Annotated in this window: 20 protein-coding genes and 1 pseudogene; 7 read left to right on the top strand and 14 right to left on the bottom strand. The window is 66.5% G+C overall.

Features of this window, described 5'->3' with window-relative positions; translation table 11 throughout:
* The 3 genes from BMZ19_RS20445 to BMZ19_RS20435 form a co-directional block, all read right to left on the bottom strand.
* Nucleotides 1-5,998: beta strand repeat-containing protein (locus BMZ19_RS20445; RefSeq protein ID WP_170847820.1), on the bottom strand; the 5,998-nt coding region annotated here is incomplete at its 3' end.
* 94 nt (nt 5,999-6,092) lie between these two features.
* Nucleotides 6,093-6,851 carry an efflux RND transporter periplasmic adaptor subunit gene (locus BMZ19_RS20440; RefSeq protein ID WP_090313429.1) on the bottom strand — a complete coding sequence of 253 codons (759 nt, stop codon included), beginning with the start codon at nt 6,849-6,851 and terminating at the stop codon, nt 6,093-6,095.
* 23 nt (nt 6,852-6,874) lie between these two features.
* Nucleotides 6,875-8,389, bottom strand: a complete 1,515-nt coding sequence (locus tag BMZ19_RS20435; protein WP_090313428.1) for a TolC family protein — start codon at nt 8,387-8,389, stop codon at nt 6,875-6,877.
* Between the two features lie 314 nt (nt 8,390-8,703).
* Here BMZ19_RS20435 and BMZ19_RS20430 point away from each other — a divergent pair.
* From BMZ19_RS20430 to BMZ19_RS20415, 4 genes and pseudogenes are all read left to right on the top strand, one after another.
* Nucleotides 8,704-8,907, top strand: a pseudogene (locus BMZ19_RS20430) (ATP-binding protein); the annotation flags it as partial.
* 85 nt (nt 8,908-8,992) lie between these two features.
* Nucleotides 8,993-9,535, top strand: a complete 543-nt coding sequence (locus BMZ19_RS20425) for a chalcone isomerase family protein (RefSeq protein WP_090313427.1) — start codon at nt 8,993-8,995, stop codon at nt 9,533-9,535.
* A 10-nt stretch (nt 9,536-9,545) separates the two neighbouring features.
* Complete coding sequence (locus BMZ19_RS20420; protein ID WP_090313426.1) at nt 9,546-10,073, top strand: DUF3833 domain-containing protein; 528 nt, start codon at nt 9,546-9,548, stop codon at nt 10,071-10,073.
* Nucleotides 10,073-10,768 carry an SDR family NAD(P)-dependent oxidoreductase gene (locus BMZ19_RS20415; protein WP_090313425.1) on the top strand — a complete coding sequence of 232 codons (696 nt, stop codon included), beginning with the start codon at nt 10,073-10,075 and terminating at the stop codon, nt 10,766-10,768. Before BMZ19_RS20420 ends, BMZ19_RS20415 begins: the two co-directional genes overlap by 1 nt.
* 108 nt (nt 10,769-10,876) lie before the next feature.
* Here the strand turns inward: BMZ19_RS20415 and BMZ19_RS20410 are convergent, their stop codons facing one another.
* The 9 genes from BMZ19_RS20410 to metG form a co-directional block, all read right to left on the bottom strand.
* Entirely contained in the window at nt 10,877-11,062 is a 186-nt protein-coding gene (locus BMZ19_RS20410) for a PA3496 family putative envelope integrity protein (protein ID WP_090313424.1), read from the bottom strand.
* A 111-nt stretch (nt 11,063-11,173) separates the two neighbouring features.
* Entirely contained in the window at nt 11,174-11,812 is a 639-nt protein-coding gene (gene nth, locus BMZ19_RS20405) for an endonuclease III (RefSeq protein WP_090313423.1), read from the bottom strand.
* 4 nt (nt 11,813-11,816) lie between these two features.
* Entirely contained in the window at nt 11,817-12,533 is a 717-nt protein-coding gene (locus BMZ19_RS20400; protein WP_090313422.1) for an electron transport complex subunit E, read from the bottom strand.
* Nucleotides 12,530-13,192 carry an electron transport complex subunit RsxG gene (rsxG, locus tag BMZ19_RS20395; protein WP_090313421.1) on the bottom strand — a complete coding sequence of 221 codons (663 nt, stop codon included), beginning with the start codon at nt 13,190-13,192 and terminating at the stop codon, nt 12,530-12,532. Before rsxG ends, BMZ19_RS20400 begins: the two co-directional genes overlap by 4 nt.
* Before the next feature lie 4 nt (nt 13,193-13,196).
* Nucleotides 13,197-14,252, bottom strand: a complete 1,056-nt coding sequence (gene rsxD / locus BMZ19_RS20390; RefSeq protein ID WP_090313420.1) for an electron transport complex subunit RsxD — start codon at nt 14,250-14,252, stop codon at nt 13,197-13,199.
* 97 nt (nt 14,253-14,349) lie between these two features.
* Nucleotides 14,350-16,842: an electron transport complex subunit RsxC gene (rsxC, locus tag BMZ19_RS20385; RefSeq protein ID WP_090313419.1), complete on the bottom strand. Its 2,493-nt coding sequence runs from the start codon at nt 16,840-16,842 to the stop codon at nt 14,350-14,352.
* Entirely contained in the window at nt 16,839-17,414 is a 576-nt protein-coding gene (gene rsxB / locus BMZ19_RS20380; RefSeq protein WP_090313418.1) for an electron transport complex subunit RsxB, read from the bottom strand. The genes rsxC and rsxB overlap by 4 nt, the downstream gene beginning before the upstream one ends.
* A complete protein-coding gene (rsxA, locus tag BMZ19_RS20375) occupies nt 17,411-17,995 on the bottom strand; it encodes an electron transport complex subunit RsxA (protein WP_090313417.1) in 585 nt (194 codons plus the stop codon). The genes rsxB and rsxA overlap by 4 nt, the downstream gene beginning before the upstream one ends.
* Before the next feature lie 252 nt (nt 17,996-18,247).
* The gene (gene metG, locus BMZ19_RS20370; protein WP_090313434.1) at nt 18,248-20,293 is read right to left on the bottom strand and encodes a methionine--tRNA ligase; all 2,046 of its coding nucleotides are present in this window, start codon (nt 20,291-20,293) and stop codon (nt 18,248-18,250) included.
* 266 nt (nt 20,294-20,559) lie between these two features.
* Between metG and apbC the strand changes: the two genes are divergently transcribed.
* Together apbC and dcd are read left to right on the top strand one after the other, a co-directional pair.
* Nucleotides 20,560-21,654, top strand: a complete 1,095-nt coding sequence (gene apbC / locus BMZ19_RS20365; protein WP_090313416.1) for an iron-sulfur cluster carrier protein ApbC — start codon at nt 20,560-20,562, stop codon at nt 21,652-21,654.
* 245 nt (nt 21,655-21,899) lie between these two features.
* A complete protein-coding gene (gene dcd, locus BMZ19_RS20360) occupies nt 21,900-22,466 on the top strand; it encodes a dCTP deaminase (protein WP_090313415.1) in 567 nt (188 codons plus the stop codon).
* Between the two features lie 206 nt (nt 22,467-22,672).
* Here the strand turns inward: dcd and BMZ19_RS20355 are convergent, their stop codons facing one another.
* The gene (locus BMZ19_RS20355; RefSeq protein WP_170847819.1) at nt 22,673-23,998 is read right to left on the bottom strand and encodes an erythromycin esterase family protein; all 1,326 of its coding nucleotides are present in this window, start codon (nt 23,996-23,998) and stop codon (nt 22,673-22,675) included.
* Nucleotides 23,999-24,134: 136 nt separating this feature from the next.
* Nucleotides 24,135-24,719: an OsmC family protein gene (locus BMZ19_RS20350; protein WP_090313414.1), complete on the bottom strand. Its 585-nt coding sequence runs from the start codon at nt 24,717-24,719 to the stop codon at nt 24,135-24,137.
* 133 nt (nt 24,720-24,852) lie between these two features.
* On the opposite strand from BMZ19_RS20350, the gene BMZ19_RS20345 reads away from it, so the two are divergent.
* A complete protein-coding gene (locus BMZ19_RS20345; protein ID WP_212633260.1) occupies nt 24,853-25,872 on the top strand; it encodes a GlxA family transcriptional regulator in 1,020 nt (339 codons plus the stop codon).

Below are 25,872 nucleotides of genomic sequence, written 5' to 3'. Positions count from 1 at the left end.
TGTTGTCGACATCGCTGTCGTTGCCGAGAACGTTGCCGCTGGCGGCGTTGTCCTCGTCGACGGTCTGGGTGTCGGCGGCGAGCACGCTGGCGTCGTCGACCGGGTCGACGGTGATGTCGAGGGTGGTGCTGGAGCCGGTGTCGGTGGTGTAGGTCACCTGCGGCACCGCGCCGTTCCAGTTGGTGGCCGGAGTGAAGGTGTAGTCGCCGTCGGCGGCGATCACCAGGCTGCCGACACCGGCGAGGGTGGCGGTCTGGCCGGCGGTGTAGACGGTGGCATCGCCGGCGACGACGAAGCTGGCGACCTGCAGGGTGTCGTCGACGTCGCTGTCGTTGCTCAGGACGTTGCCGGTGGCCGGGGTGTCCTCGTCGACGGTCTGGGTGTCGGCGGCGAGCACGCTGGCGTCGTCGACAGCCGTGACGTTGGTGCTCAGAAGCACGGTACTGGCAGAAATGGCCGTGCTGCCGCCGTTGTTGCTGGCATCCAGGGTGGCGCCATCGGTCACGCTGGTGCTGCTGTCGATCAGCCGCACGGTCAGGTCGGGGGCGGCGCCGTTGTAGTCGGTGGCGGGCAGGAAACGCAGTAGGGCGGTGGATTGCAGGGTGAGCGCGCTGCTGTCGCCGGCGATGTTCGAGAGCGTGGTCCAGTTGGCGCCGCTGTCGGTGCTGTACTGCCAGTCGCCCTTGGTGGCGTCGGCGGTGTAGGCGGTGACGGCGATGCCGGCTAGGGTATTGGCCGAGCTGCCGCCACTGACCTGATCGGCAGTGTCGCTGAAACGTGAGGAGAACAGGCTGGCTACCGTGGCTCCCGGCGGGTTGGTCGTGTCTTCGGAGACAGAAGGCAGCGTCGTACTGCCGGAAGCCACAGGCGCGTCGTTGATCGGGCTGACGGTAACGCTCAGCGTGTCGGTGGCGGTACTGAAGGGGCTGCTGGCAACGGGGTTGACTGCGAAGTTGGTACTGCCGCTGGCGGTCGTCAGGGTCAGCGTCCAGCTGCCGATAGTGCCGGAGTCGGATCCGGCATCATCGACGACATAGAGGCTCCAGCTGCCGTTGGGACTGGTGCCGTCGAAGGCGGAAAGCAGGCTGCTGAAAGTGGTTTCCGCGATCCCGCTGAATGTATCGGAGCTGCCACTGTTCGTTGGTTTGTAGCTGCCGCTGCTGAGCTGGGAGCTAGGAAGGCCGGTTGCAGCCTCGTCGTCAAAGGTCAGGTTGATATTGTTGACATCGCCGTTACCTCCGACGTCGGACATCAGCAGCACCTTCTGGCCCTGGGGGCCGACCAGCAGGATGTCGAGGTCCGCTGGATAGGTATGGGTCAGTGAGCTCAACGTCAGGTTGACGTCCGTCAGCGTGCCTGACACTCCGGAAACCGTCAGCGTCGAGGGGTAGGGCATTACCGCGCCCGAGTCCGGAATCACGAAGGCTTTGGGGACGGTGTTGACCTTGGTGCCAGCCGTTTCGCTGGACTGGTCCCAGGCCTTGAAGGTCAGCGCCGAGGCAATGGAGCCATTGAAGTTGGCGTTCGGCTTGAAGTACAGCCGAGTACTGCCGTTGTCGGCCAGCAGCAGGGCGCTGCTGACGCTGACGCTGTCCACCGCCTGCCAGGTGTTGCCGCCATTCAGGCTGTAATACCAAGTGCCCTTGCTGGAGTCGGTGGCGGTTATGGCGATGCCCTTGAGCGCGCCGCTGTCGGCGTCGCTGATGCCGCCGGTGAAGTCGCCGAGCAGGGAGCCGACGGCGCCAACGGGAGCGCCCGCATCCTCGCTCACGGTCAGGCTCAGGCTGGTGTAGGCCAGCATCGGAGGAGTGTTGGTGGCATCGTTGTCACCGAGGGTTGCCGTACCGGAGGCGCCGTCGGCATTGGTCACGGTGCCGGAGATGTAGCCGGTGGACAGGCTGAAGGTTTCGGCAGACTCGATGTCGCTGTCGTCGACGGTGGCGATGCGCAGCAGGACCGAACTCTGGCCTGCGGCGATGGTGACCGGGCCGGTCACGGTGCTCCAGCTGCTGCCGCCGTTGCTGGAGACTTCCAGGGTGCCGGCCGGCGCAGTGTCGGTGCCGAGGGTGGCGCTGCCGCCGCTCAGACTGGGCGTGAAGCCGATGTCGCTGGTCGAGAGCTTGTCGATGGCGACGGTGAACTGGGCGTAGCCGCCCTCCATCAGCGTCGGGCTGGACACGCTGAGGGTCGGACGGTCGTCATCCAGTGCCGTGCTATCCGGTGTGCCGCTGGTGTTGCCGGCCAGGTAAATGTCGCCTTCGCCTTCGTCGTTGATGGTGCCGATGCCGGCGCTCTGGCTGCCGTCGCTGGTGGTGGCTATCAGGCGGAAGGATTCGTTGCCCTCGTGAACGTCGTCCTGATGCACGGCGACCCGTACCAGCAACTGGCCGCTGCCCGGAATGCTCGGCGGATTGCCGGAGTCGTAGGCGGCCCAAACGCTGCCGTCGAAGTATTCGATCTGGGTGCCGACATCTGTGCCGAGGGTGGCGCGGACGTCGGTGGCCGGCAGTCCTGCGTCGTCCAGGGCGAGTTCGATCCGGACGCCTGCGCCGCCGGTCACGGTGAATATCGCGTAGGGCGAGCCTTCGTTGACGAAGACGTCGTTGACCGCGACGGTGTCGCTGCCCCCCTGGATGGTGATGGTCAGTACCGCGGTGTCTGACAGGCCGCTGCCGGAGCGGTCGGTCACCGTGTAGTTGAAGTCTTCGGTCAGGGTCTGGCCGGGCGCCAGGGCGTTGACCGCGCTGTTGCTCTGGTCGACCACATAGCTCCAACTGCCGTCGGCCTCGAGGGTCAGCGAACCGTAGCTGCCGGTGATGGCGCTGCCGATCGTTCCGGAGCTGCCGGCACCCTCGATATTGCCGGTCCTGACCGCCGTCACCCGCAGATCGCTGGCTGCGTCGTCGATGTCGTTGTCGTTGCCCAGCACATTGCCGACGGGATCGTAGCCGGCGATGGCGTTGCCGGTGCCGCCGGCTTCGATGGCGGTGGCGCTGTCGTCGGTGGCGAGCGGGGTGTCGTTGGCCCCCTGGATGGTCACGGTCAGGGTGGCCGAGTCGCGCAGCGGAGTGCCGTTGGCCGATAGGCCGTTCTCGATGGTGTAGACGAAGGTGTCGGTCAGGCTATCCGTGCTGTTCAGTGCCTGGACGGTGGCACTGTCGTTGTTGACGGTATAGCTGTAGGTTCCGTCGGCACGCAGGGTCAGGGTGCCGTAGAGGCCGGCGATCTGCGAGTCGCCGGCACCGATGGTGGTGCTGCTGGCGGCGCTGGTGCTGCGTGCGCCGACGATGGTGTTGCTGCCGCTGGGCGTCGTGTCGTTGCTGAGCAGGTTGCCGCTGGGATCGACCCCGGGAGTGGCGTTGGCCACGCCGCCCTGCTCGCTGGCGGTGATGCTGTCGGCCACGGCATTGGGGTCGTTGGCGCCCGAACCCAGCACGGTGATGAACAGGCTGGCGGAGCTGGTCGCGCCCGCGCCATCGTGCATCGTGTAGTCGAAGCGCTCGAGCCCCGACTGGCCGGCGGCGAGGGCCGGATTGTTGGCTGTCGGCGTGTAGGTGTAGCTGCCGTCGGCATTCAGCAGCAGGGTGCCGTACTGGCCGATAAGCGTGGCGCCGGCGTCGGCCCCGGCGCTGAAGGTCAGCGCCTGGTCGCTGAGGGCGACCGCGCTGCTCAGGGTGACGGAGCTGACATTGCCGCTGCCATCGTAGTTGACCGCGGTTACCGTCGGCGCCGTGCCCAGGCCGGTGCCGCCAACGCTCATGCCGACGGCGATGGTGCCCTGTGGGGCACTGATGCTGATCTGGGTGCCGGCCGCATTGGTGCTGGACTGGATGTACGCGTCCTTGTATGCAGCGCTACCGCCGCTGTTGTTGGCGAAGCCGAGCAGTTGGCTGCCGTTCTGCGACAGGGTGACGTTGGCCACCGTGCCGCTCAGAGTGAAGGTCTTGGCCGTGGTGTCGATCGAGGCGATGGTGATCTGATTACCGTTGGCATCCAGCAGCGCGGTGCCTGCGTTCTTGTCGTTGTCGAGGCTGTCGCCGTCTAGGAACACGTAGTAGCCGACGCTGACGTTGCTGGGCAGCGTGGTGAAGGAAAGAATGGTCTGGGTCGCGGTGGTCGTGCCCGTGGCCGCACCCTCGATCCCCACGCCAGTGACCGCCTGGCTCTCTCCGTAGCGATCCGGGTCCGTATCGTTGCTCAGCACATTGCCGGTGGCCTGGCTGCCCAGCGGATCGCTGACGCCGTAGGCACCGGTCGTGAGCAGTGACTCCTTGGCCACGTTGTAGTCGTCGCTGGCCGTCGGGTTGTCGTTGGCGCCCTGGATGGTCACGGTCAGGGTGGTGGTCGCGCTGCCGCCGCTGCCATCCGTAATCCGGTAGGTGAAGGTGTCGCTCAGGGTGTTGGCGCTGCTGAGCAGGGCCTGCACGGCGGCATTGGCATTATCGACTACATAGGTGTAGGCGCCGTTGGCGCCGAGGGTCAGTTGGCCATACTGGCCGCTCACCACGGCGCTGCTGCCGCTGGCGATGGTGCTGGAACTGGCGGTGGCGTTGCTGGTGACGGCGGTGACCGACAGGGTGTCGCCGTTGGCATCGCTGTCGTTGTTCAGCACGTTGCCGGTGGCATCGCTGCCCGGGGTGGCATTGTCCGGGCCTCCGGCCTCGACGGCGATGGCCACGTCGGCGACCGCGACGGGGGCTACCGGGCCGGGGATCAGTGCGTTGAGCGCGCTATCGACGCGGTCGGAGGACGAGCCGACGTTCTTCAGGTTGGCGGCTTGGTCTTTCCAACCGATGTTGTCGAACCAGGCCTGGTCCACCACCAGCAGGAAGCCGAGGTTGTCGGCCACGTTGCGGTCGCCGTCCGCATTGCCGTCGGCTTGCGCGGTGGCGAGGTCGACAAAATCGGTGTCGGTCCAGAAGTAGAAACCGCGGACCACCCCGTTGCTCTTGATTGGCCGGCTGATCCAGCCGAAATACTCCTCACCGCCGATGCTGATGCCGATGGCGGCGACATCGTTGCCGCTGAACAGGTTGCTGTTGGTGTCGTCGCTGATGCTGGCGATGCCCAGGCCCGTGGCAATGAAGTCGTGGCTGTTCGACTCCTTGCCGGCCGGAGTGGTGGCGGCATTGATAGCGTAGGCGTTGCTGAAGCTGAGATTCGCCAGCTCGACCTCGATCGACTCGCCTTCGATCTGCAGCGTGGTGTGGTCATTGTCGGTCGCAAAACCCGCTGCGCTGGTGTCGGCTCCGGTGACTACGGCAGCAAAGCGTTGGCCTTCGTCTCCTGCGGTGTCCACCCCTTGGTTCAATACGTGGTCGATGTGGTGACCGTACTCCTCGATCAGAAGGCTCGATACCTTCTGTACATCCAGCACATTCAGCCAGTCACTGTTGATGAAAATGGTCGCTGCACCTTGCGGCCCTTCCGGGGTGTAGGCAGCCAACGCACCGTTCAATTGCGCGTTGTCGAGCAGCGTCAGGCTGATGTCGAGTGTGCCGCTGGCAACGGCATCGCGCAGTTGCGCGAGGTTGGCGCTCCATTGGGCGTCGGGACTGCTTTGCTCGCCGCGGAACAGGGCGAACAGTTGCTCGTCGCTCGCTTCGGCCAGATAGTTCTGGATCAGCTGCGTTGCCGTGGTTGCAGCCTCGCTCAGGGCCGCGTTGTCCTCACCCTGATGGAACAGGTTGCCGTCATCTGCCGGCAATTCGGAGGTCGCCGCTACGGGCGCGTTGCTTTCGACGGAAATCGACTGCGGTTCTGCCGCAGGTCCGTAGGCCGCCAATAGCAGGTTTTCAGACAGGGGCTCGGCCGCCTGCGGGGCCGGCTCGGCAACGGCGGTCGCGGTATCGACCACATCGGCTGCTGCGGCACCATCGAACACGAAGCGCTGCTCCAGAGCCATCGGCGTGGGGCTGCGACGAACCAGGCGATTGCCCGGGGTGGGAGCCGAAGGTTCCGAGCTGGAGGCGGTGATTGGAGTCTTGTTGTCGCCCATGTCTGAGTCCTCTTCCGTGTGTGCTACTACAGCCTGTGGCTGCCTGAGATCTGTCTGATGCCAGGCGGAGGGCCTGGCGGATCTTGAATGTGTTTCAGAGCTGGCTTGGCGGGAGAATGCGTACCCGTCCGCTCATGCCGGTGAGCAGCTCCGGAAAGCTGCCGTCGATGGCGGCAGCGACCTTGACTGACTGGCTGACCGGGTCGATGCGTGCGCCCAGGCGGGTGAAGCGGGCCGGGTAGAGCTTGCCGGTTTCGTCGATTTCGATCTCGAAGCCCAGGCCGGGCTTCAGCCAGCCCAGCCACGCGGAAGGGGCCAGAAACTCCAGCTCCAGCACGCTGTCGTCGATGATCTCCAGCAGGGCTTGGCCAGGCTGCACGTATTGCTGGTTGCGCACCTTTTGCTCGGCAATGCGGCCGGTGAATGGGGCCGGGATGCTGCACTTGGCCAGTACGGCCTGCTGGGCACCGACTTCTGCTGCGGCCTTTTCCACGGCAGATTGCGACAGGTTGAGTTCGAGCTGGCCAATCGAGTCCAATTCGGCCAGCCGACGGTTGGCTTTGTGGGTGTGTTCTGCGCCGTTCAGCTCGGCGCGCGCCTTCTGCAGCATGGCTTGCTGCATTGAACAGTCGAAGCGCACCAGCAGCTGCCCGGCCTTGAAGGGCTCGCCTTCGCGCAACGGTAGTTGGCTGATTTTGGCGCCTATCTCGGCGGCTATGGTGGTGAACTGACGGGGCATGAGCTGGGCGCGGATTTCCTGGCGCTCGATGCCCGCCCGCGCCGGCGAGAGGGCAGCATCCTCGCCGGCGCTCGCATTGGAGAGTGCCAGCAGAAGCGGCAGCAGCGACAGCATACGGTTAGAGCGTGTGCTCACGGTCACTCTCCGTCGACAGTCGGCTGGCCGAAATCACTCCAGGTGTGCTGGCTACGGATGATGTCCTGGGTCAGCTGCGCCAGCGACAGGTCATCCACACTGGCGATCTGCGGCTCTACACCGAGTGTCGATTGCAGGCGCGCTTCGGCCGCCTGGACCTGGGCCAGTGCCTGGTAGCGGCGCAGCAGGCTGAGGATGGCGGTGGTCTGATTGGCGACGGTGTCCAGCTTGCTCTGCATGTGGCTGTTCTGGCGATTCTGCATGTGCCCATTGATGCGCTGGTCGGTGCTCCAGATGGCATCGGCTCGCTCGAACTGGTTCAGCGCGTTGGCGAGGTGCTGGCGGGCCAGGTGGGTTTGCGCCAGGGTTGCCATCTGTACGGCAACGCGGCGCTGATCGGCCAGCTTGACACCGGCCTCGGCCAGCTTCAGTTGGCCGGGACCGGTGAACAGGTTGAACAGGTTGAAGGACAGTTGCAGGCCGGCCTCGTTCCAGTTGCTGTTCACCAGATACTTGTCGGTGTCGTAGTTGATGCTGTAGTTGAAGCTGAGATTGGGGAACAGGCGGACCAAGGTCTTGCGGGTTTCCTCCCGCGCAATCCGGGCGTTGTAGTGCTGCTCGCGGATGTCGGCGTTGGCGGCCATCGCCGTTTCTTCCAAGCGTGCGACCGGGATGTCCAGGGTCTGGCGGCTGACCTTGAACTCCGGCTCGGCGAGCTGCAGTCGCTGGCCGATGGGAGCGTTGATCAGGGCGGCCAGTTCGATCTGGGCGGTCGACAGTTCCTGGTCGATCGCCTCGAGCAGGCGCAGGTTTTCCAGTACCTGACGTTGGTAGCGCAGGGCATCGAGAGGGTTGCGCAGGCGCTCGGTTTCCGCCGTGCGCGAGTCGGCCAGGGCCTGTTCGGCCAGGACGAGGGTGTTCTGCACCTCGACACGCAGTTTCTGGGCGCTGGCGGCACGCCAGAAGGCGGTGCGCACGTCCTGCATCAGCACGTGCATGGCCTTGCGGCGCTTCTCGACGGCGATCAGTACGCGGTCGGCCTGCTGCCGGGTGTTGTAGTAGCCGACACCGAGATCGATGAGGTTCCAGCTGACCCCCAGGCTGCTCAGGGTGTGCGTGCGTTCTTGGGAAATGAACTGCGATGGCGACAGTTCGCCGGTTTCGTCGTTGCGGCTCTGGCTGATCTTGTCGTTGTCGCGCCAGCTGTAGCCGCTCTGGGCCAGCAGCTTGGGCAGCATGTCGTAGTGGCTGACCTCCAGCTGGCGGAAGGCCATCGCCTCTTCCATCAGGCGCGTGCGGCGCTCGAGGTTGTATTTCAGCGCGCGGGCGATGGCCTGCTCGATGGTCAGCATCCCGCTGATCGGCTCGGCTTCGGCGAGCGCTGCGCCCCGGTCGGCATTCCCCTGTTTGGCCAGTGCTTGCTCGGAGAGCTGCTGGGGACTGATGGTTGTGCATGCGGAGAGCGCGAGCGCGACCAGGATGGCAAGACTGTTTTTCTTATGGGGGGTGCCGGGCATGGCTGTAGTCCTTGGCTGCTGCGACGATCCTGTACAGGGGAGCGGCAAAATGAGCGGGTGAGTGGATTGTTCGGGGGAAAGGTGGCCAGTGTTGTGTTCAAAAAAATGACGCAGCCCCGCAGACGAGCGGTTGCTTCCAGTGCTGGCAAATTGATGCATGCCAAATATTTGGCGAAATTCTGCCAAGAAATGTGCTTCATGTCACCTGGAATGACTTGCGATTTTTCGGTGCCATTGTGTGGATTGACACGAGTTAAAAAGTGGACGTTTTAGCGCGGTGGAGTAGAGGTCGTGGCGAGCAGTTTGCAGTCGCCGAGCACCTGCCGCACCTGTTCGAGCGCTTCTACCGCTGCGATCCCTCGCGCGCCCTGCCTGGCGATACCGGCGGTCTCGGCCTGGCCATCGTGCGTTCGATCATGCAGCTGCATGGGGGCAGCGTGCGGGTCGAAAGCGGCGAGCAGGGCACCCGCTTTATTCTGGTTTTTCCGCTCGCCGAACGCTCGCATCGTAAACGGTAATTGTACAAATATTTATTTATCGTATAGGTTTTTGAGGTGACCTTACGGCTCGCCCTGCCTGTGGCAAGGCGACGAGGAGCCTGCGATGAATGATTCCACGTACCGCCAGGGGACCAGCAAAGCCTGGCTGGTTCTGCTCTGCCTGCTCAGCTCCGGCGCCCTGGCCAACTGGCAGGAGAGCCTGCCCGAGGCCCGGGTGGTCGGTGCCGGCGAGCTGCGGCTGTTCGGCCTACGCATCTACAGCGCACGGCTGTGGAGCCCCGCGCAGCCCCTGGGCGTCGATAGCCCCATCGCCCTGGAACTGACCTACCACCGTGCGATCAGCCGCGAGCAGCTGGTCGACGCCAGCGTCAGGGAGATCCGCCGCCTGTACGGCGATGCCGTGAGCGCGGTGCAGCTGGCCGGCTGGCGGGGGCAGATGCTGCAGGCGTTCGTCGACGTCGAGCCCGGCTCGCGAATCACCGGCGTGTACCTGCCGGGGCAGGGCGCGCGCTTCTATGTCGGTCGCGAGCTCAAGCACGAGGTGCGCGACCAGGACTTCGCCCGTGCCTTCTTCGCCATCTGGCTCGACCCGCGCACCCGCAATCCGGAGCTGCGCGCGCAACTGCTGGGCGCCGACGCCCGCTGAGGTAATCGCCATGCTGAAGCAACTCCTGCTGCCGCTGTGCCTGCTGCTCGCCAGTTGCGGGCAGATCGAGGTGGAGCACTATCGCGACCAGCAGCCGCAGCTCGACCTGCGCCAATACTTCAACGGCCGGGTGGATGCCTGGGGCATGTTCCAGAAACGCTCGGGGGAGGTGATCAAGCGCTTCCATGTGGTGATCAACGGTTATCCGCAGGGCGACAAGCTGATCCTCGACGAGGACTTCACCTACAGCGACGGCAGTAAGCAGAAGCGGGTGTGGACCCTGCATCCCGACGGCCCCGGTCGCTGGCGCGGCACCGCCGACGACGTGGTCGGCGAAGCGCGTGGCGAGGTGGCCGGCAACGCGCTGCGCTGGCGTTACGTGCTGAGCCTGCCGGTGGACGGCAAGGTCTATCAGGTCGACTTCGACGACTGGATGTACCTGCTCGACGAACGCACCATGGCCAACCGCTCGTTCATGACTAAGTTCGGCTTCGAGCTGGGCCAGGTGACCCTGTTCTTTCGCAAGCAGTCCGAGTGATGGACTCCTTTCCCGACGGCTATCGGGCTCTGGTGATCGGTTGCTCCGGGGCCATCGGCGGGGCGCTGCTCGACGCGCTGTGCAGCGATCCGCGTTGCGCCCTGGCGCTCGGCCTGTCGCGGCATTCGCAGCCGGCCATCGACTTTGCCGACGAGCAGAGCATCGAGGCCGCGGCCGAGGTGCTGGCAGAGCAGGGGCCGTTCCACCTGATCATCAATGCCGCCGGCATCCTGCATGGCGAGGCGTTCATGCCGGAGAAGAAGCTCGCCGACCTCAACTACGCCCAGTTGCTGGCGACCTTCCAGATCAACACCTTCGGCCCGGCGCTGGTGCTGCGCCATTTCAGCCGTCTGCTCGATCGCCGGCGCGGCGTGCTGGCCGTGCTCTCGGCCAAGGTCGGCAGCATCGAAGACAACCGGCTGGGTGGCTGGTACAGCTACCGGGCCTCGAAGGCGGCGCTCAACATGCTGCTGAAGACCGCAGCGATCGAGGTGCGGCGCAACAATCCCGGCGCGGTGCTGCTGGCCCTGCATCCAGGAACGGTGAACTCGCGGCTGTCGCAGCCGTTTCGCGGCGCCGAGATCGGTCGCGCGCCGGCGCTGGCGGCACGGCAGATGCTGGCGGTGATCGACGGCCTGGATCCGCAGGCCAGCGGGCAGTTCCATTCGTGGAGCGGCGAGCGTCTGCCCTGGTAGGCGTCCGGCCGCCTTGCGCGCCTGGCCGGGCTGCGGGGCAAGAGAGGGAGGGGCTCAAGACAGCAAGCCCCGCCGAGTGATGCGGGGCTTATGCATTGCGGAGGAGGATTACAGGTCGAAGTCGTACTCGGCGAGCTGCTTCTTCAGGCGCTTTTCTTCCAGCAGGTTGTCGATCACCCGGCGCTTGGCCAGGTTGGTCTTGCTGGTCGGCGCATCCTTGGCTTCGGCGTCTTCCGGTTCGGCATCGACGACGAAGTCTTCTTCCAGGTCGAGGTCGGTCTTGGCTTGTGCCATGTCTTGCTGCTCCACTACAGATAGAGGGCGTTTCGCGCACCTTATAGCGGCAAAGCAGAAGCGGGTAAAAGAGAATTTTTCTATCGTTCGATAGGAATTATTTTTATCTGCTCAATCGTCGGAAGTCTTGTGCTTGTACTCGCACAGATCCTCGATTCGGCAGCTGCCGCACTGCGGCTTGCGCGCCTTGCACACGTAGCGGCCATGCAGGATCAACCAGTGGTGGGCGTCGAGCAGATATTCCTTGGGCACGAACTTGACCAGCTTCTTTTCCACCTCGAGCACGGTCTTGCCCGGCGCGATGCCTGTGCGGTTGCTGACCCGGAAAATGTGGGTGTCCACCGCCATGGCCGGCTGGCGGAAGGCGGTATTGAGCACCACGTTGGCGGTCTTGCGGCCGACGCCGGGCAGCGCCTCCAGCTCCTCGCGCGTGCTCGGTACCACGCTGTCGTGCCTTTCGATCAGCAGGCGGCAGGCCTCGATGACGTTCTTCGCCTTGCTGCGGTACAGGCCGATGGTCTTGATGTACTCCTCGAGCCCCGCGACGCCCAGGGCGTGGATCGCTTCCGGAGTGTTGGCCGCCGGGAACAGCTTGGCGGTGGCCTTGTTGACGCCGACATCGGTGGCCTGGGCGGAGAGGATCACTGCCACCAGCAGCTCGAAGACGCTCTGGTACTCCAGCTCGGTGCTCGGCTCGGGGTTGTCCTCCTTCAGGCGGCGGAAGATCTCCGCACGCTTGGCGGCATTCATGGGCTTACTCCACCACGCCGGTGACGCGCACGCGGCGGCTGGGCACGGGCTCCGGCGCCGGCTGGCGTGCCTTGGCGCGGGCTTCGGCACGCTGGTCGACGATGTTCTTGCCGGCGATCATCAGGCCGAGGACGAGGAAGGCGCCCGGCGGCAGGATGGCCAGCAGGAAACCCTTGTAGTCGCTGCCCAGCAGGCTGAGCTGCCAGTTCTCGGCCAGCGGGCCGAACAGCAGCTGCATGTTGGCGAACAGTACGCCGGTGCCGAGCAGCTCGCGTGCGGCGCCGAGCACCACCAGCACCAGGCCGAAGCCGATGCCCATCATCAGGCCGTCGAACGCCGAGCGGGCGATGCCGTTCTTCGCCGCGAAGCCGTCGGCGCGGCCGAGGATCACGCAGTTGGTGGTGATCAGCGGGATGAAGATGCCGAGGATCTGGTACAGCTCGTAGGTGAACGCCTGCATCAGCAGCTCGATGCAGGTAGTCAGCGCAGCGATGATCATCACGAAGGCCGGCAGGCGCACGGCGGTCTGGGTAACCCCGCGGATCAGCGACACCGCGGCGTTGGAGCAGACCAGCACCAGCATGGTGGCCAGTGCCAGGCCGAGGGCGTTGACCGTCGAGTTGCTGGTGCCGAGCAGAGGGCACAGGCCGAGCAGCTGGACCAGGCCGGGGTTGTTCTTCCACAGGCCATTGATGGCGATCTCGCGGTAGCTCTGGCTCATTGCTCGGGCTCCTGTTCTGCGGCCGCCTGGGCGGCGGCGGGCTGACCGAGCAGCTCGGCGCGGTGGGCATCGAAGTATTGCAGGGCGTGGTGTACGGCCTTGACCACCGCGCGCGGGGTGATGGTGGCGCCGGCGAACTGGTCGAACGCGCCCTGATCCTTCTTCACGGCCCAGCCGGCCTGGTCCGGATCGGTCAGCGACTTGCCGGTGAACGCCAGCACCCAGGGACTCTTGGCCAGATCGATCTTGTCACCGAGGCCCGGGGTTTCCTTGTGGGCGAGCACGCGCACGCCGGCCAGGCGACCGTCGGCATGGATGCCGACCAGCAGGCGGATGCTGCCGCTGTAGCCGTCCGGAGCGATGGCCTGGAGGATGATGGCGCTGGGCTGGCCACCCTTGAGGGCCAGATAGGCCGGCAGCGGACGGGCGCTGCCGAGCAGCGGGTCGCTGAGCTGCAGGCTGTTGTCCAGCAGGTGGTTGTCGTAGCTGTCCGCGGGCAGGATCTCGGCCAGCGCGCGCACCTGGGCTTCGCGCTCGGCGACCTGGATGCGCTCGGCGGTGCCCTGCTGGGTGACGGCGACCACGCCGACGGTGGCGATGGCGAACAGGCCGAGGAGCAGGCTGTTCTTCAGCATCGAGCGGGGGATTTCCGGCAGCATGTCCTTACTCTCCCAGCTTGAAGCCGCGTTCCGGCTTGCGGTGGCCATAGGTGCGCGGGCGGGTGTAATAGTCGATGGTCGGCGCGGCCAGGTTCATCAGCAGCACGGCGAAGGCCACGCCGTCGGGGTAGCCGCCCCAGGCACGGATCACGTAGGCCAGCACGCCGACGCCAGCGCCGAACAGCAGGCGACCGAGCACGCTGGTGGCGCCGGACACCGGATCGGTGACGATGAAGAAGGCGCCGAGCATGGTCGCGCCGGTGAGCAGGTGGAACAACGGCGAGCCGTTGGAGTCGGAGCCGGCACCGTTCCAGAACAGCAGGCTCATCAGCGCCAGGGCGGCGAGCATGCCCGCCGGCGCGTGCCAGGTGAACACGCGCTTGTAGAGCAGGAACAGGCCGCCGGCGAGGAAGGCCAGGTTGACCGCCTCGCTGCCATAGCCGCCCACGCTGCCGAACGAGGGGTTGCTTTCCCACAGTTCGGCGATGGTCAGGCTCTTGTTGACCTTGAGCGCGTCCAGCGCGGTGGCCTGGGTCCAGGCATCCGGCAGGTTGTCGGTCAGGCCGAGGATGCGCTGCAGGCCGTCGAGCAGGCCGAGGGTCGGGTTGGCCGCCTCGAAGCCGCGCGGCGCCGGCCAGCTGGTCATTTCCACCGGGAAGGAGATCAGCGCCACCACGTAGCCGAGCATCGCCGGGTTGAACGGGTTCTGGCCGAGGCCGCCGAACAGCTGCTTGCCGAACACGATGGCGAAGCCGGTGGCCGTCAGGGTCAGCCACCAGGGCGAGTAGGGCGGCAGCGCCAGGGCCAGCAGCACGGCGGTGAGCACCGCGCTGTAGTCGCGCAGGAAGAAGCCGATCGGACGCTGGCGCAGGCGCAGCACGGCGGCTTCGCAGCCGAGGGCGACGGCGATTGCCCAGCACAGGTTGATCAGGGTGCCGAAACCGTACAGCCAGGTCAGCACCAGCACGCCGGGCAAGGTGGCCAGCAGCACCAGCTGCATGACCTGCTGGGTACGGTTGCGGCCCGTGGCGTGGGGCGAGGTGATGCGGGGCAGGGCCATTGGTGCTCCGTTGTGTGTCTTGGCTGGAGAGGGATAGGCTCCCTGGCTCCGGAATTCTGTGCACCCTCTCCCGCTGGCGGGAGAGGGTGGGGATCGGTCAGCTGCTCTGCTGCTCCGCGAGCTTGAGCTCGGCCTCGGCCAGCCGTGTGCGGGCGGCCTCCAGGGCTTCGGCAGCGGCGGATTCGTCGCGCTCCAGCTTGCGCAGGTCGGCACGGGCGAAGGCCACTTCGGTCTTCAGTGCGCGGGTGGCTTCGTCGACCGGGCGCTTGTCGGTGCGCACCAGCTCCGGCGCCGGTTTGTTCGAGGCCTCCTCGGCGCCGTGCAGGGTCTGCTCGGCGGCGGCCAGCGCGTCGCGCAGCCTGCTCAGCTCGCCCTCGTCGGCACCGGCCTTCTCGGCCTTCTTCAGTTCGGCGCGCTTCATCGCCAGTTCGACCTTGGCCTTCTTCAGCGGATCGATCTCGGCCTTGACCGGCTCGTCGGCCGGCACCGGGACGGCGGACTGCTGCTCCAGCGTGGCCAGGGCCTGCTCGGCGGCGGTCAGTTGCTCGCGCAGCTTGGCCAGTTCGGCCTGTTGGGCGTCGTCCGGCGTCTCGAGCTTCTCCAGCTTGCGGATCTGCGCCTTGAGCATGGCGGCTTCGATTTTGGCCTTCTTCAAGGCCTCGTCGCCGGCCGGCTTTGTGGTGGCTGCGGCGGCAGCCGGCGCGCTGCTCTCGGCAGCGGCCAGGGCTTTTTCCGCCTTAGCCTGCTGCTCGCGCAGCTTGGCCAGTTCGGCCTGCTGGGCGTCGTCCGGCGTCTCGACCTTCTCCAGCTTTCGGATCTTCGCCTTGAGCATGGCGGCTTCGATCTTGGCCTTCTTCAGCGCCTCGTCGCCGGCCGGCTTGGCAGCGGGGGCGGGGGCGCTGACCGGGGCGGCAGCCTGGGCATCGGCCAGCGCCTTCTGTGCGGTTTCCAGCGTGGTGCGCAGTTCGCCGACCTGGGCCTGCAGCTCCGGCGTGTCGTGCTGGGCCAGTTGCTTCTCGGCCTTCTTCAGCGCCACCTGGGCCATGCTGGCCTCAATCTTCAGGCGCTTGAGGTCCTCGTTGACGGCTGGCGCTGCGCTGGCGACGGGGGCTGCCGCGGCGGCTTCGGCCTGGGCGGCCTTGGCGCGGGCGGCCTTCTCGGCGCGGGCCTTGCGTTCCGCTTCCTTGCGTTCCTCTTCGCGGCGCAGGCGTTCCTGGCGCAGCTCGAAGCGCTGCTTGGAGTGTTCGGCCTTCTGCTGCTTCTGCTCCAGCTCGCGGATTTCCGCCTTGGCGGCACGGTAGTACTGCACCAGCGGAATGCTCGACGGACAGACATAGGCGCAGGCGCCGCACTCGATGCAGTCGAACAGGTTGTGCGCCTTGAGCTGCTCGTGTTCCTGGCCCAAGGCAAAGAAGTGCAATTGCTGCGGCAGCAGGCTGGCCGGGCAGGCCAGGGCGCAGTCGCCGCAGCGGATGCACGGCAGCGCCGGCTGCGGTGGCGGCAACTCGCTGCGGGTCGGTGCCAGCAGGCAGTTGCTGGTCTTGATCAGCGGCACGTCGAGCGCGGGCAGGGTGACGCCCATCATCGGCCCGCCCATGATCAGGCGATCGAGCTTCTGCTCGTCGAGGCCGGCGAAGGCTAGCAGGTCCTGCACCGGGGTGCCGATCAGCGCCTCGACGTTCATAGGCCGCGCCAGCGCCTCGCCGGTGAGGGTGGTGATCCGCGCGATCAACGGCTTGCCGAGCACCACGGCATCGTGGATGGCCACCGCGGTGCCGACGTTCTGGCAGAGGATGCCGATGTCCGCCGGCAGGCCACCGGCCGGTACTTCGCGGCCGGTAAGGATCTGGATCAGCTGCTTCTCGCCGCCGGACGGGTACTTGGTGGGGAACACCCGCAGCTGATAGGCGCGTTCGCTCAGGGCGGCCCTGAGTGCGGCGATGGCCTCGGGCTTGTTGTCCTCGATGCCGATCAGCACCTCGTCCGGCTGGATCAGCTGGGCGAGGATGTCGATGCCGCTGACCAGTTCGCTGGCCCTCTCGCGCATCAGCATATCGTCGGCGGTGATGTACGGCTCACACTCGGTGCCGTTGAGGATCAGGGTGTGGATCTTCTGCAGCGGCCGCGCGGTGAGCTTGACCGCGGTAGGGAAGCCGGCGCCGCCGAGGCCGTTGATGCCGGCGTCGCGGATCTTCGCCAGCAGCGCTTGCGGCGCCAGGCTGCGGAAGTCGGCGCAGGGTTCCAGCGCGCACCACTGGTCCAGGCCATCGGCCTCGATGACGATGGCCGGAGCGAGCATGCCGGAGGCGTGCGGGTAGGGCTGCGGGCCGATGAAGGTCACGGTGCCGGAGGTCGGCGCGTGCACGGCGACGCTGACGAAGCCGGCGGCGTCGGCGATCTTCTGGCCCTTAAGCACGCGCTCGCCGACCGCCACACAGGGTTCGGCGGGGGCGCCGATATGCTGGGCGAGCGGCAGGATCAGCCGCTTGGGCAGCGGCGCGACCTGGATCGGCGTGCGGTTGGAGAGCGTCTTGCGCTCCGGCGGATGGATGCCGCCGGGGATGTCCCAGGTCTTCACTGCGGCAGTCATGCGGCCTGCTCCCGGTCGGTGGCGATCAACTGGCCGGGCGGGAGCGGCAGCTCCCACTTCCAGCTCTGCACATTGCTGCCGATCTCGATCATGTCGATGCAATCCACCGGGCAGGGTTCGACGCACAGGTCGCAGCCGGTGCACTCGTCGACGATTACGGTGTGCATCTGCCGCGCGGCGCCGACGATGGCGTCCACCGGGCAGGCCTGGATGCACTTGGTGCAGCCGATGCACTCGGCCTCGCGGATGAAGGCGACCATGCGCGGCTTCTCGCCGCCGGCGGCGTCCAGCGGCTCGACCTCGACGTCGAGCAGGTCGGCCAGCGCCTGCACGGTGGCCTGGCCGCCGGGCGGGCACTTGTTGATCTTGTCGCCGTTGGCGATGGCCTCGGCGTAGGGCTTGCAGCCCGGGTAGCCGCACTGGCCGCACTGGGTCTGCGGCAGCAGGCCGTTGATCTGTTCGACGATGGGGTCGCCTTCGACCCGGAAGCGCACCGCGGCGTAGCCGAGGATGGCGCCGGCGACCAGGCAGATCGCCGCCAGGGCAACGACGGCAATGAGGACCAGACTCATAGCTTGATCAATCCGGTGAAGCCCATGAACGCCAGCGACATCAGCCCGGCGGTGATCATGCCGATGGCGGCGCCGCGAAACGGCAGCGGCACGTCGGCGATGGCGATGCGCTCGCGCAGGGCGGCGAACAGCACCAGCACCAGGGAGAAGCCCAGGCCCGCGGCGAAGCCGTTGGCGGTGGCGGTGAGGAAGGTGAACTCGGCCTTGTTGGCGTTGACCAGGGCGACGCCGAGGACGATGCAGTTGGTGGTGATCAGCGGCAGGAAGATGCCGAGCACCCGATAGAGGATCGGACTGGTCTTGTTCACCACCATCTCGGTGAACTGCACCACCACGGCGATCACCAGGATGAAGCTGATGGTCCTGAGGAACTCAAGATCCAGCGGCTTGAGCACGTACTGGTGGATCAGGTAGCTGCACATGGCGGCCAGGGTCAACACGAAGGTGGTGGCCAGCGACAGGCCGATGGCGGTTTCGATCTTCTTCGAAACCCCCATGAACGGGCAAAGGCCAAGGAACTGCACCAACACGAAGTTGTTGACCAGAATGGCGCTGACCAGGATGAGGGCGAATTCGGTCATGGGCAGAAGCGGGCTCGCGCCGTCGATGAATGAGGGGGTCTATTATCGTGGAGCGGGTTATAGCGTACAAGTCGAGCGCGTCCGAGCTTGTAATTCCTTTTGGGAATAAAGACTGCGGATCCGGCTATTTGTGCGGCTTGCAGCGTGGGCAGCGTCCGCTGCGGCCCATTGTCGCGAGCGCTGGCGCGGGCTGTACGCCAGGGCGCAAACACAAGACCCCGCCGCGGCGGGGTCTTGTTCACGGTGCGCTTATCAGTGCACGCGTTGGCCTGGCTTGGCGCCGTTGTCCGGGCTGAGCAGGAAGATCTCCTCGCCGCCCGGGCCGGCGGCCAGCACCATGCCCTCGGACAGGCCGAACTTCATCTTGCGCGGCGCCAGGTTGGCGACATACAGGGTCAGGCGGCCCTCCAGCTGGCTCGGGTCCGGGTAGGCGCTCTTGATGCCGGAGAACACGTTGCGCTTGGCGTCGCCGATGTCCAGGGTCAGGCGCAGCAGCTTGTCGGCGCCCTCGACGAACTCGCACTTCTCGATCAGTGCGATGCGCAGGTCCACCGCGGCGAAGGCGTCGAAGTTGATTTCCGCGGCCAGCGGCTCCTTGGTCAGCTCGCCGTTGCCGGTCGGGGCGGCGGCTTCGGTGGACTGGGCGGCGAGGTCTTCCTTGGAGGCTTCGATCATGGCGTCAATCTTCGCGGGTTCGATGCGGGTCATCAGTGGGGTGAACGGGTTGAGCTGATGGTCGGCCAGACGCAGCGCGTGGTCCTGCCAGCTCAGCGGGGCGACGTTGAGGAAGGCCTCGGCGGCGGTGGAGAGGTTCGGCAGCACCGGCTTGAGGAAGATCACCAGCTGGCGGAACAGGTTGACGCCGAAGGCGCAGATTTCCTGGACCTCGGCCTGCTTGCCGTCGACCTTGTTCAGCGCCCAGGGCGCCTTGTCGGCGATCCAGGCGTTGGCGCGGTCGGCCAGGTGCATGATCTCGCGCATGGCACGGCCGAAGTCGCGGTGCTCGTAGGCCTCGGCGATGCTCGGCGCGGCGGCCTGGAAGGCCTCCCACAGGGCCGGCTCGGGGTTGGCGTCGACCATCACGCCGGCGTTGCCCTTGTGGACGAAGCCGGCGCAGCGGCTAGCGATGTTGACCACCTTGCCGACCAGGTCGGAGTTGACCTTCTGCACGAAGTCCTCGAGGTTGAGGTCGAGGTCGTCCACGCCGCGCGACAGCTTGCTGGCGTAGTAGTAGCGCAGGTACTCGGGATTCAGGTGGTCCAGGTAGGTGCGCGCCTTGATGAAGGTGCCACGCGACTTGGACATCTTCTGGCCGTTGACGGTCAGGTAGCCGTGCACGCAAACCTGGGTCGGCTTGCGGTAGCCCGCGCCTTCGAGCATCGCCGGCCAGAACAGGGTGTGGAAGTTGACGATGTCCTTGCCGATGAAGTGGTACAGCTCGGCGCTGGAATCCTTGTTCCAGAAGGCGTCGAAGTCCAGCTCCGGGCGGCGCTTGCAGAGGTTCTTGAAGCTGGCCATGTAGCCGATCGGTGCGTCCAGCCAGACGTAGAAGTACTTGCCCGGCTCGTCGGGGATCTCGAAGCCGAAGTAGGGCGCGTCGCGGGAGATGTCCCACTCCTGCAGGCCGCCGTCCAGCCACTCGGCGATCTTGTTGGCCACCGCGTCCTGCAGGCTGCCGCTGCGGGTCCACTGCTTGAGCATGGCCTCGAAGTCCGGCAGCTTGAAGAAGAAGTGCTTGGAGTCGCGCAGCACCGGGGTGGCGCCGGAAATCGCCGAGCGCGGGTCCTTCAGCTCGGTCGGCTCGTAGGTGGCGCCGCACTTCTCGCAGTTGTCGCCGTACTGGTCCTCGGCGCCGCACTTCGGGCAGGTGCCCTTGATGAAGCGGTCGGCGAGGAACATGCCCTTGTCCGGGTCGAAGTACTGGGTCACCGAGCGGGTGGCGATATGCCCGGCATCGCGCAGCTTCAGGTAGATGGCGGTGGCCAGCTCGCGGTTCTCTTCTGCGTGGGTCGAGTGGAAGTTGTCGAAGTCGACCAGGAAGTCGGCGAAGTCGCCGCTGTGCTCGGCCTGCACGCCAGCGATCAGCTGTTCCGGGGTGATGCCTTCCTTCTCGGCGCGCAGCATGATCGCCGAGCCGTGGGCGTCGTCGGCGCACACGTAGATGCACTGGTTGCCGCGCAGCTTCTGGAAGCGCACCCACATGTCGGTCTGGATGTACTCGAGCATGTGACCCAGGTGGATCGAGCCGTTGGCGTAGGGCAGGGCGCTGGTGACGAGAATCTGGCGGGCTTCGGACATGATGATCGGCTGCACTGGCAAAACGAGGGAAGTCGGCAACTATATAGCCCCGGGCGGTTTTTTTCATCCGTGGGGCGGCGACGGTGCGCGGCCCGCTCAGCCCATCCCTGTAGAGGAGGCCCGACCTCGGGACGATGCTCTTGCCCAACTGGCGGGCCTGCGGCCCGCATCGCGCCTCCTACTGGAGCCAGAGCGTTTCTCCATCGCGTCGATGGTCGGTTAGGATAGCCGCCTGTTTCGCTCAACCATTTGCCCGGGAGTCACCCATGAGTGCAGTCACCCGCGCCGCCGTCGAGGCGGTCCTGCGTCAGTACATCGATCCGCATCTCGATCAGGACCCGGTCAGCGCCGGCTGTCTGCGTGACGTCAGCATCGACGGTGGCCGCGTACGCGTGCGCCTGGAACTGGGCTATGCCGCCGGGCTGTTCAAGAATGGCTGGGCCGAGCTGCTCAAGTCCGGCCTGGAAAACCTCGCCGGCGTGAGCGAGGCCTCGGTGCAGGTCGACTGTGTGATCCCGGCCCACCAGGTGCCGGCGCAGACCCCGGCGCTGGCCGGGGTGAAGAACGTCATCGCCGTGGCCTCGGGCAAGGGCGGCGTCGGCAAGTCGACCACCGCCGCCAACCTGGCGCTGGCGCTGGCCCGCGAGGGCGCGCGGGTCGGCATCCTCGACGCCGACGTCTACGGCCCCAGTCAAGGCCTGATGCTCGGCATTGCGGACGGCACCCGCCCGCAGATCAAGGACCAGCAGTGGTTCGTGCCGCTGCAGGCCCACGGCGTGCAGGTGATGTCGATGGCCTTCCTCGCCGACGAGCGCACGCCGATGGTCTGGCGCGGGCCGATGGCCTCCGGCGCGCTGCTGCAGCTGATCACCCAGAGCGCCTGGGACAATCTCGACTACCTGGTGGTGGACATGCCGCCGGGCACCGGCGACATCCAGCTGACTCTGGCGCAGAAGGTGCCGGTGGCCGGCGCGGTGATCGTCACCACCCCGCAGGACCTGGCCCTGCTGGACGCCAAGAAGGGGGTGGAGATGTTCGCCAAGGTCAACATCCCGGTGCTCGGCGTGGTGGAGAACATGGCCGTGCACATCTGCTCCAACTGCGGGCACGCCGAGCACCTGTTCGGCGAGGGCGGCGGCGCCAAGCTGGCCGAGCAGTACGGTGTCGAGGTGCTGGCATCCTTGCCGCTGGCGATGGCTATCCGCGAGCAGGCCGACAACGGCAAGCCCACCGTGGTCGCCGAGCCGGACGGTCCGATCGCCATGCTCTACCAGCAGCTGGCGCGCAAGGTCGGCGCGCGTCTGGCGCGCCAGGCCGCCAGCGCCACGGCGATGCCGAGCATCAGCATCAGCGAGGATTGATGTTCTGGCGGGCCGCTGGCCCGCATCGCCGCGAGGTCGCGCCTCCTACAGGTCCGGCGCCGCTCCTGCTCTTGTGGGAGGCCCGACCTCGGGGCGAAGCAGTTGATCTATCTGGTGGCACAGTTCCAGCGCCGGGGCCGACGTCTCCGGTCGCCCGGCCCTTTGCCCGCTGCAGGCCAGCCGGTAAGATACGCGCTCGTTTTTCGCCATATCCCCGTGTTTACCCACCCAGGCAGGACAGTCGCATGAGCATCAAATCGGACAAGTGGATTCGCCGCATGGCCCTCGAGCACGGCATGATCGAGCCCTTTGTCGAGCGTCAGGTGCGCGGTGCGGATTCCGACCGGGTGATCTCCTACGGGGTGTCCAGCTACGGCTACGACGTGCGCTGCGCCGACGAATTCAAGGTGTTCACCAACATCCACTCGGCCACCGTCGACCCGAAGAACTTCGACGAGAAGAGCTTCGTCGACGTCAAGGGCGACGTCTGCATCATCCCGCCGAACTCCTTTGCCCTGGCGCGTACCGTCGAGTACTTCCGCATCCCCCGCGACGTGCTGACCATCTGCCTGGGCAAGAGCACCTACGCGCGCTGCGGCATCATCGTCAACGTCACCCCGCTCGAGCCCGAGTGGGAAGGCCACGTGACCCTGGAGTTCTCCAACACCACCACCCTGCCAGCGAAGATCTACGCCAACGAGGGCGTGGCGCAGATGCTGTTCCTGCAGTCGGATGAAGCCTGCGAGGTGTCCTACAAGGACCGCGGCGGCAAGTACCAGGGGCAAGTTGGCGTGACCCTGCCCAAGGCCTGAGAACCTGCTCACGATCTGCTGCGCGTCGGCCATGCTGCGTTGAAATCGGTTTCGGAATGCTCATTTACTGCCAGCAAATTCCGCTTCCTCAACCGATTTCGCCTTGCCTGGCTCTAGCTCGCGAGATCGTGAACAGGTTCTGATCCGCTGCGTGCACATGAAAAAGCCGGACCTTAGCGTCCGGCTTTTTCACGTCTGCGGGTGCCTCACTCGCCGAACGGCCAGGTTTCGTCCTCGCCGAGATGGGGCTCCTGCCTGCCCAGCGCGGTGACGGCGTGGGTTTCCTCCAGCCAGATCCAGGCGTCGAACTGCTCGGCCAGCACGGCCTCGAAGTAGTGGCTTTGCCGCTCGGTCTCCGGGCGGTAGATCACCCCGATGGCGCGCTCCAGCAGGGTCGCGGACAGCGCTTCGCGTAGCTCCCCGCTCTCGTCGCCGCGCCAGTCGGTGAAGGAGGCGGGCAACCCGACCTGGAGGAACACCTGCTCCCAGCTGTCGCTGCGCGAGGGGCGTACCCGCTTGATCTGCGCCGGTTCGTCCCAGTTGCTGGCCGCCGCCACCTCGCCGCGGTCGGTGCCCATGCCGATCAGCACCGCCTCGCGCCCCCAGGCGCTGCGGCACAGCTCGCCGATGTTGAACTCGCCGGCCCAGCCCATGGCGGTGGCGGCGGCATTGCCGATGTGCGAGTTGTGCGCCCAAACCACCGCCCGGGCCTGCGGGCCGCGATGCTCCAGCAGGCGCTCCAGGGTGTCGAACATGTGCTGGTCTCGCAGGTTCCACGAGGCCGTCGAGCCGTGGTACATGGTCCGGTAGTACTGCTCGGCGGCCTGCACCACGCGGGCGTTCTGGGTGGCGTCGAAGAGGGCTTCGCCGTCGCGGCCGAGGCGCTCCAGGCGGCGTTCGAGCAGGGCGCGCAACTGCTCGACCACGGCGTCCTCGCAGGACTGCTGGCCGTGCAGGACGTTGCGCCCATACAGGGTGGGGGCGTCCTGCCAGGGCTCCAGGCAATCGTAGCGCTGGCGCGCGGCCTGGGCGGCCGGCGGGTCGGTGCGGTCCAGATAGGCCAGCACCGCGCCGATCGAGGCACCGAGGCTGTAGACGTCGAGGCCGCGGAACTCGACGCGGCGCTCGGCGGGCAGGCTGCGGTTGTAGCCGGTCAGCCACTCGCAGAAGCCGGCGACCTCGCGGTTGCGCCACATCCAGGTGGGGAAGCGCTGGAAGGCGTGCTGGTGCCAGGTCGGCGGCTGTTGCCGGCGCACCTGATGGTCGATCTGCGCCGCGTCCGGCCAGTCCGCCTCGACGGCGACGATGTTGAATCCGTGTTTTTCGATCAGCCGGCGGGTGATCGCCGCGCGGGTCCGGTAGAACTCGGAGGTGCCGTGGCTGGCCTCGCCGATCAGCACCACGCGGGCGTCGGCGTAGCGGTCGAACAGCGCGCCGAACGCGCCGCTGTCCAGCGACGGCAGCGGTTGGGCGTGGCGGCGCAGCAGGGCGATGCGCTCGTTGCCGGCGGCTGGGTTGGAATGCTCTTTCATGCGGCCTCCCGATACGCAGGCGGATCGCTGACGCATCAGGGAAAGCCTAGACGCTGTTGGACCGCTGGCGAGCTGCAGCCTTCGCGCCGACCGTCAGGCGCCTGGCGCGCCTGCCGGTCGAGCGGGCTGGTCGTGGTCAGGCGGCGCTGCTGCGGGTCTTGACCACCACCTCTACCGGCAGCGAGTGGGACACGATGTCGTACACCGGCGAAAACTGCGCCAGTTCGCGCAACACGGCGGGCGAGGCGTCCGAGTCCACCAGCATCTCGACCCGCACGCTGCGGTATCCCTTGCGCACGTTCGGGTCGAGACCGAGGAAACCGCGCAGGTCCAGGTCGCCTTGCAGTTTCGATTCGACGCCGCGGATCTCGATGCCGCGCGCGGCGGCGTGATAGACCATGGTGGTGGTCAGACAGGCGGCCAGGGCATGCAGCACGTATTCGACCGGGTTGGCGCCGCGGTCCTGGCCGAGGAGTACCGGTGGCTCGTCGGCGTCCAGCACGAAGGGCTGGGTACGGGTGCTGTCCTCCTCGCGGCAGCCGTGGAAAGCCAGGATGTTCGAGCGGTTGTAGCCGCCGTCGATCCAGCGGTTGCTGGCGCGGAACTGAAACTCGGCCAGGCCGGGGTCCTGCTTGACTGCAGCGATGGTATCGAACAGGGCGCCGACATCGACGCCGTTGACTGGCCGGGCTTGCTGCTTGGCGGTGGTTTGGCTGTTCATAACCGTCTACCTTGTTCAGGCGGCGACGGGTTGTCGTCGCTCTGCAGTCCAAGGTAGGCCTTGAGCGGGGAGCGAATAAGCGGGATTCAGGTCGTAAACGGTTCATTCGTGCCACTATCGCGAGGTCGAGTCCGTGTCGCTGGTCCAGCCACTCGAGGTGTTGATCGTCGCCCTGCCGGAAACGGCCGGCTCGGCGCTCTACGGCATGGTTGACGTGCTCTCGGCCGCCGGCACCCTGTGGCAGGAGCTGACCCGCGAGGCGGTGGGCAAGGCGGCATTTCGCGTGCGCATCCTGGGGCTGACCCGCGAACCCTTCACCTGCGGCAACGGCATCCCGGTGTGCCCGGCTGCCGCGCTGGCCGAGAATCCCGCGGCGGACATCGTGATCGTGCCGGAGATCTGGCTGGGGCCGGACGACTCCGTCGCTGGCCGCCACCCCGAGCTGATGATCTGGCTGCGCGAGCGCTTCCGCGCTGGCGCTAGCCTCTATTCGGCCTGCTCGGGGTCGATCCTGCTGGCCGAGAGTGGCCTGCTCGACGGCTGCGAAGCCACCTCGCACTGGGGCTACCAGGAGCTGTTCCGACGCCACTACCCGCAGGTGCACTTCCAGGCCGCGCCGAACCTGGCTTTCGCCGACCCTGCGGGGCGGGTGGTCACCGCCGGCGGTAGCACCTCCTGGCACGACCTGGCCCTGCACATCATCGCCCGCCATGTCGGCCCGGCCGAGGCCCTGCGTATCGCCAAGGTCTACCTGCTCAAGTGGCATGCCGAGGAGCAACTGCCCTTCGCCGCGCTGGTGCGTCGCAGCCCCCATGCCGACGCCCGTGTACGTGCCTGCGAGGAGTGGCTGGCCGAGCATTTCGATGCGCACGACGCGCTGCAGCAGGCGGTGGCGCACACGGGGATTCCCGAGCGCAGCCTCAAGCGACGCTTCAAGGCTGCCACCGGTGCGTCGCTGATTGAGCGGCTGCAGGACATCCGCGTCGAGCGTGCCAAGCGCCTGCTGGAGGAGAGCGAGCAGGCGGTGGAGGCGATCAGCTTGGAGGTCGGCTACGAGGACGCCTCGTTCTTCCGCCGTCTGTTCAAACGCCGCACCGGAGTCTCGCCCAGTCAGTATCGGCGCATGTTCCAGCCGGTGGGACGGCTGGGGTGA

The sequence above is a fragment of the Pseudomonas linyingensis genome (assembly GCF_900109175.1).
GTDB lineage: Bacteria > Pseudomonadota > Gammaproteobacteria > Pseudomonadales > Pseudomonadaceae > Geopseudomonas > Geopseudomonas linyingensis.
The sequence above is the reverse complement of the archived record's forward strand: the minus strand, read 5'-3'. Positions and strand labels throughout refer to the sequence as shown.

Bases quoted from the DNA above. Each gene is read 5' to 3' on its own strand.
- nth (WP_090313423.1), bottom strand. From the start codon at position 11,812: ATGAATGCCGCCAAGCGTGCGGAGATCTTCCGCCGCCTGAAGGAGGAC.
- metG (WP_090313434.1), bottom strand. From the start codon at position 20,293: ATGTCCGAAGCCCGCCAGATTCTCGTCACCAGCGCCCTGCCCTACGCC.
- apbC (WP_090313416.1), top strand. From the start codon at position 20,560: ATGAGTGCAGTCACCCGCGCCGCCGTCGAGGCGGTCCTGCGTCAGTAC.
- BMZ19_RS20350 (WP_090313414.1), bottom strand. From the start codon at position 24,719: ATGAACAGCCAAACCACCGCCAAGCAGCAAGCCCGGCCAGTCAACGGC.
- rsxB (WP_090313418.1), bottom strand. From the start codon at position 17,414: ATGAGTCTGGTCCTCATTGCCGTCGTTGCCCTGGCGGCGATCTGCCTG.
- BMZ19_RS20440 (WP_090313429.1), bottom strand. From the start codon at position 6,851: ATGCTGTCGCTGCTGCCGCTTCTGCTGGCACTCTCCAATGCGAGCGCC.
- rsxC (WP_090313419.1), bottom strand. From the start codon at position 16,842: ATGACTGCCGCAGTGAAGACCTGGGACATCCCCGGCGGCATCCATCCG.
- BMZ19_RS20435 (WP_090313428.1), bottom strand. From the start codon at position 8,389: ATGCCCGGCACCCCCCATAAGAAAAACAGTCTTGCCATCCTGGTCGCG.
- BMZ19_RS20415 (WP_090313425.1), top strand. From the start codon at position 10,073: ATGGACTCCTTTCCCGACGGCTATCGGGCTCTGGTGATCGGTTGCTCC.
- rsxA (WP_090313417.1), bottom strand. From the start codon at position 17,995: ATGACCGAATTCGCCCTCATCCTGGTCAGCGCCATTCTGGTCAACAAC.
- rsxD (WP_090313420.1), bottom strand. From the start codon at position 14,252: ATGGCCCTGCCCCGCATCACCTCGCCCCACGCCACGGGCCGCAACCGT.
- BMZ19_RS20400 (WP_090313422.1), bottom strand. From the start codon at position 12,533: ATGAGCCAGAGCTACCGCGAGATCGCCATCAATGGCCTGTGGAAGAAC.
- BMZ19_RS20410 (WP_090313424.1), bottom strand. From the start codon at position 11,062: ATGGCACAAGCCAAGACCGACCTCGACCTGGAAGAAGACTTCGTCGTC.
- BMZ19_RS20425 (WP_090313427.1), top strand. From the start codon at position 8,993: ATGAATGATTCCACGTACCGCCAGGGGACCAGCAAAGCCTGGCTGGTT.
- BMZ19_RS20355 (WP_170847819.1), bottom strand. From the start codon at position 23,998: ATGAAAGAGCATTCCAACCCAGCCGCCGGCAACGAGCGCATCGCCCTG.
- BMZ19_RS20420 (WP_090313426.1), top strand. From the start codon at position 9,546: ATGCTGAAGCAACTCCTGCTGCCGCTGTGCCTGCTGCTCGCCAGTTGC.
- rsxG (WP_090313421.1), bottom strand. From the start codon at position 13,192: ATGCTGCCGGAAATCCCCCGCTCGATGCTGAAGAACAGCCTGCTCCTC.
- dcd (WP_090313415.1), top strand. From the start codon at position 21,900: ATGAGCATCAAATCGGACAAGTGGATTCGCCGCATGGCCCTCGAGCAC.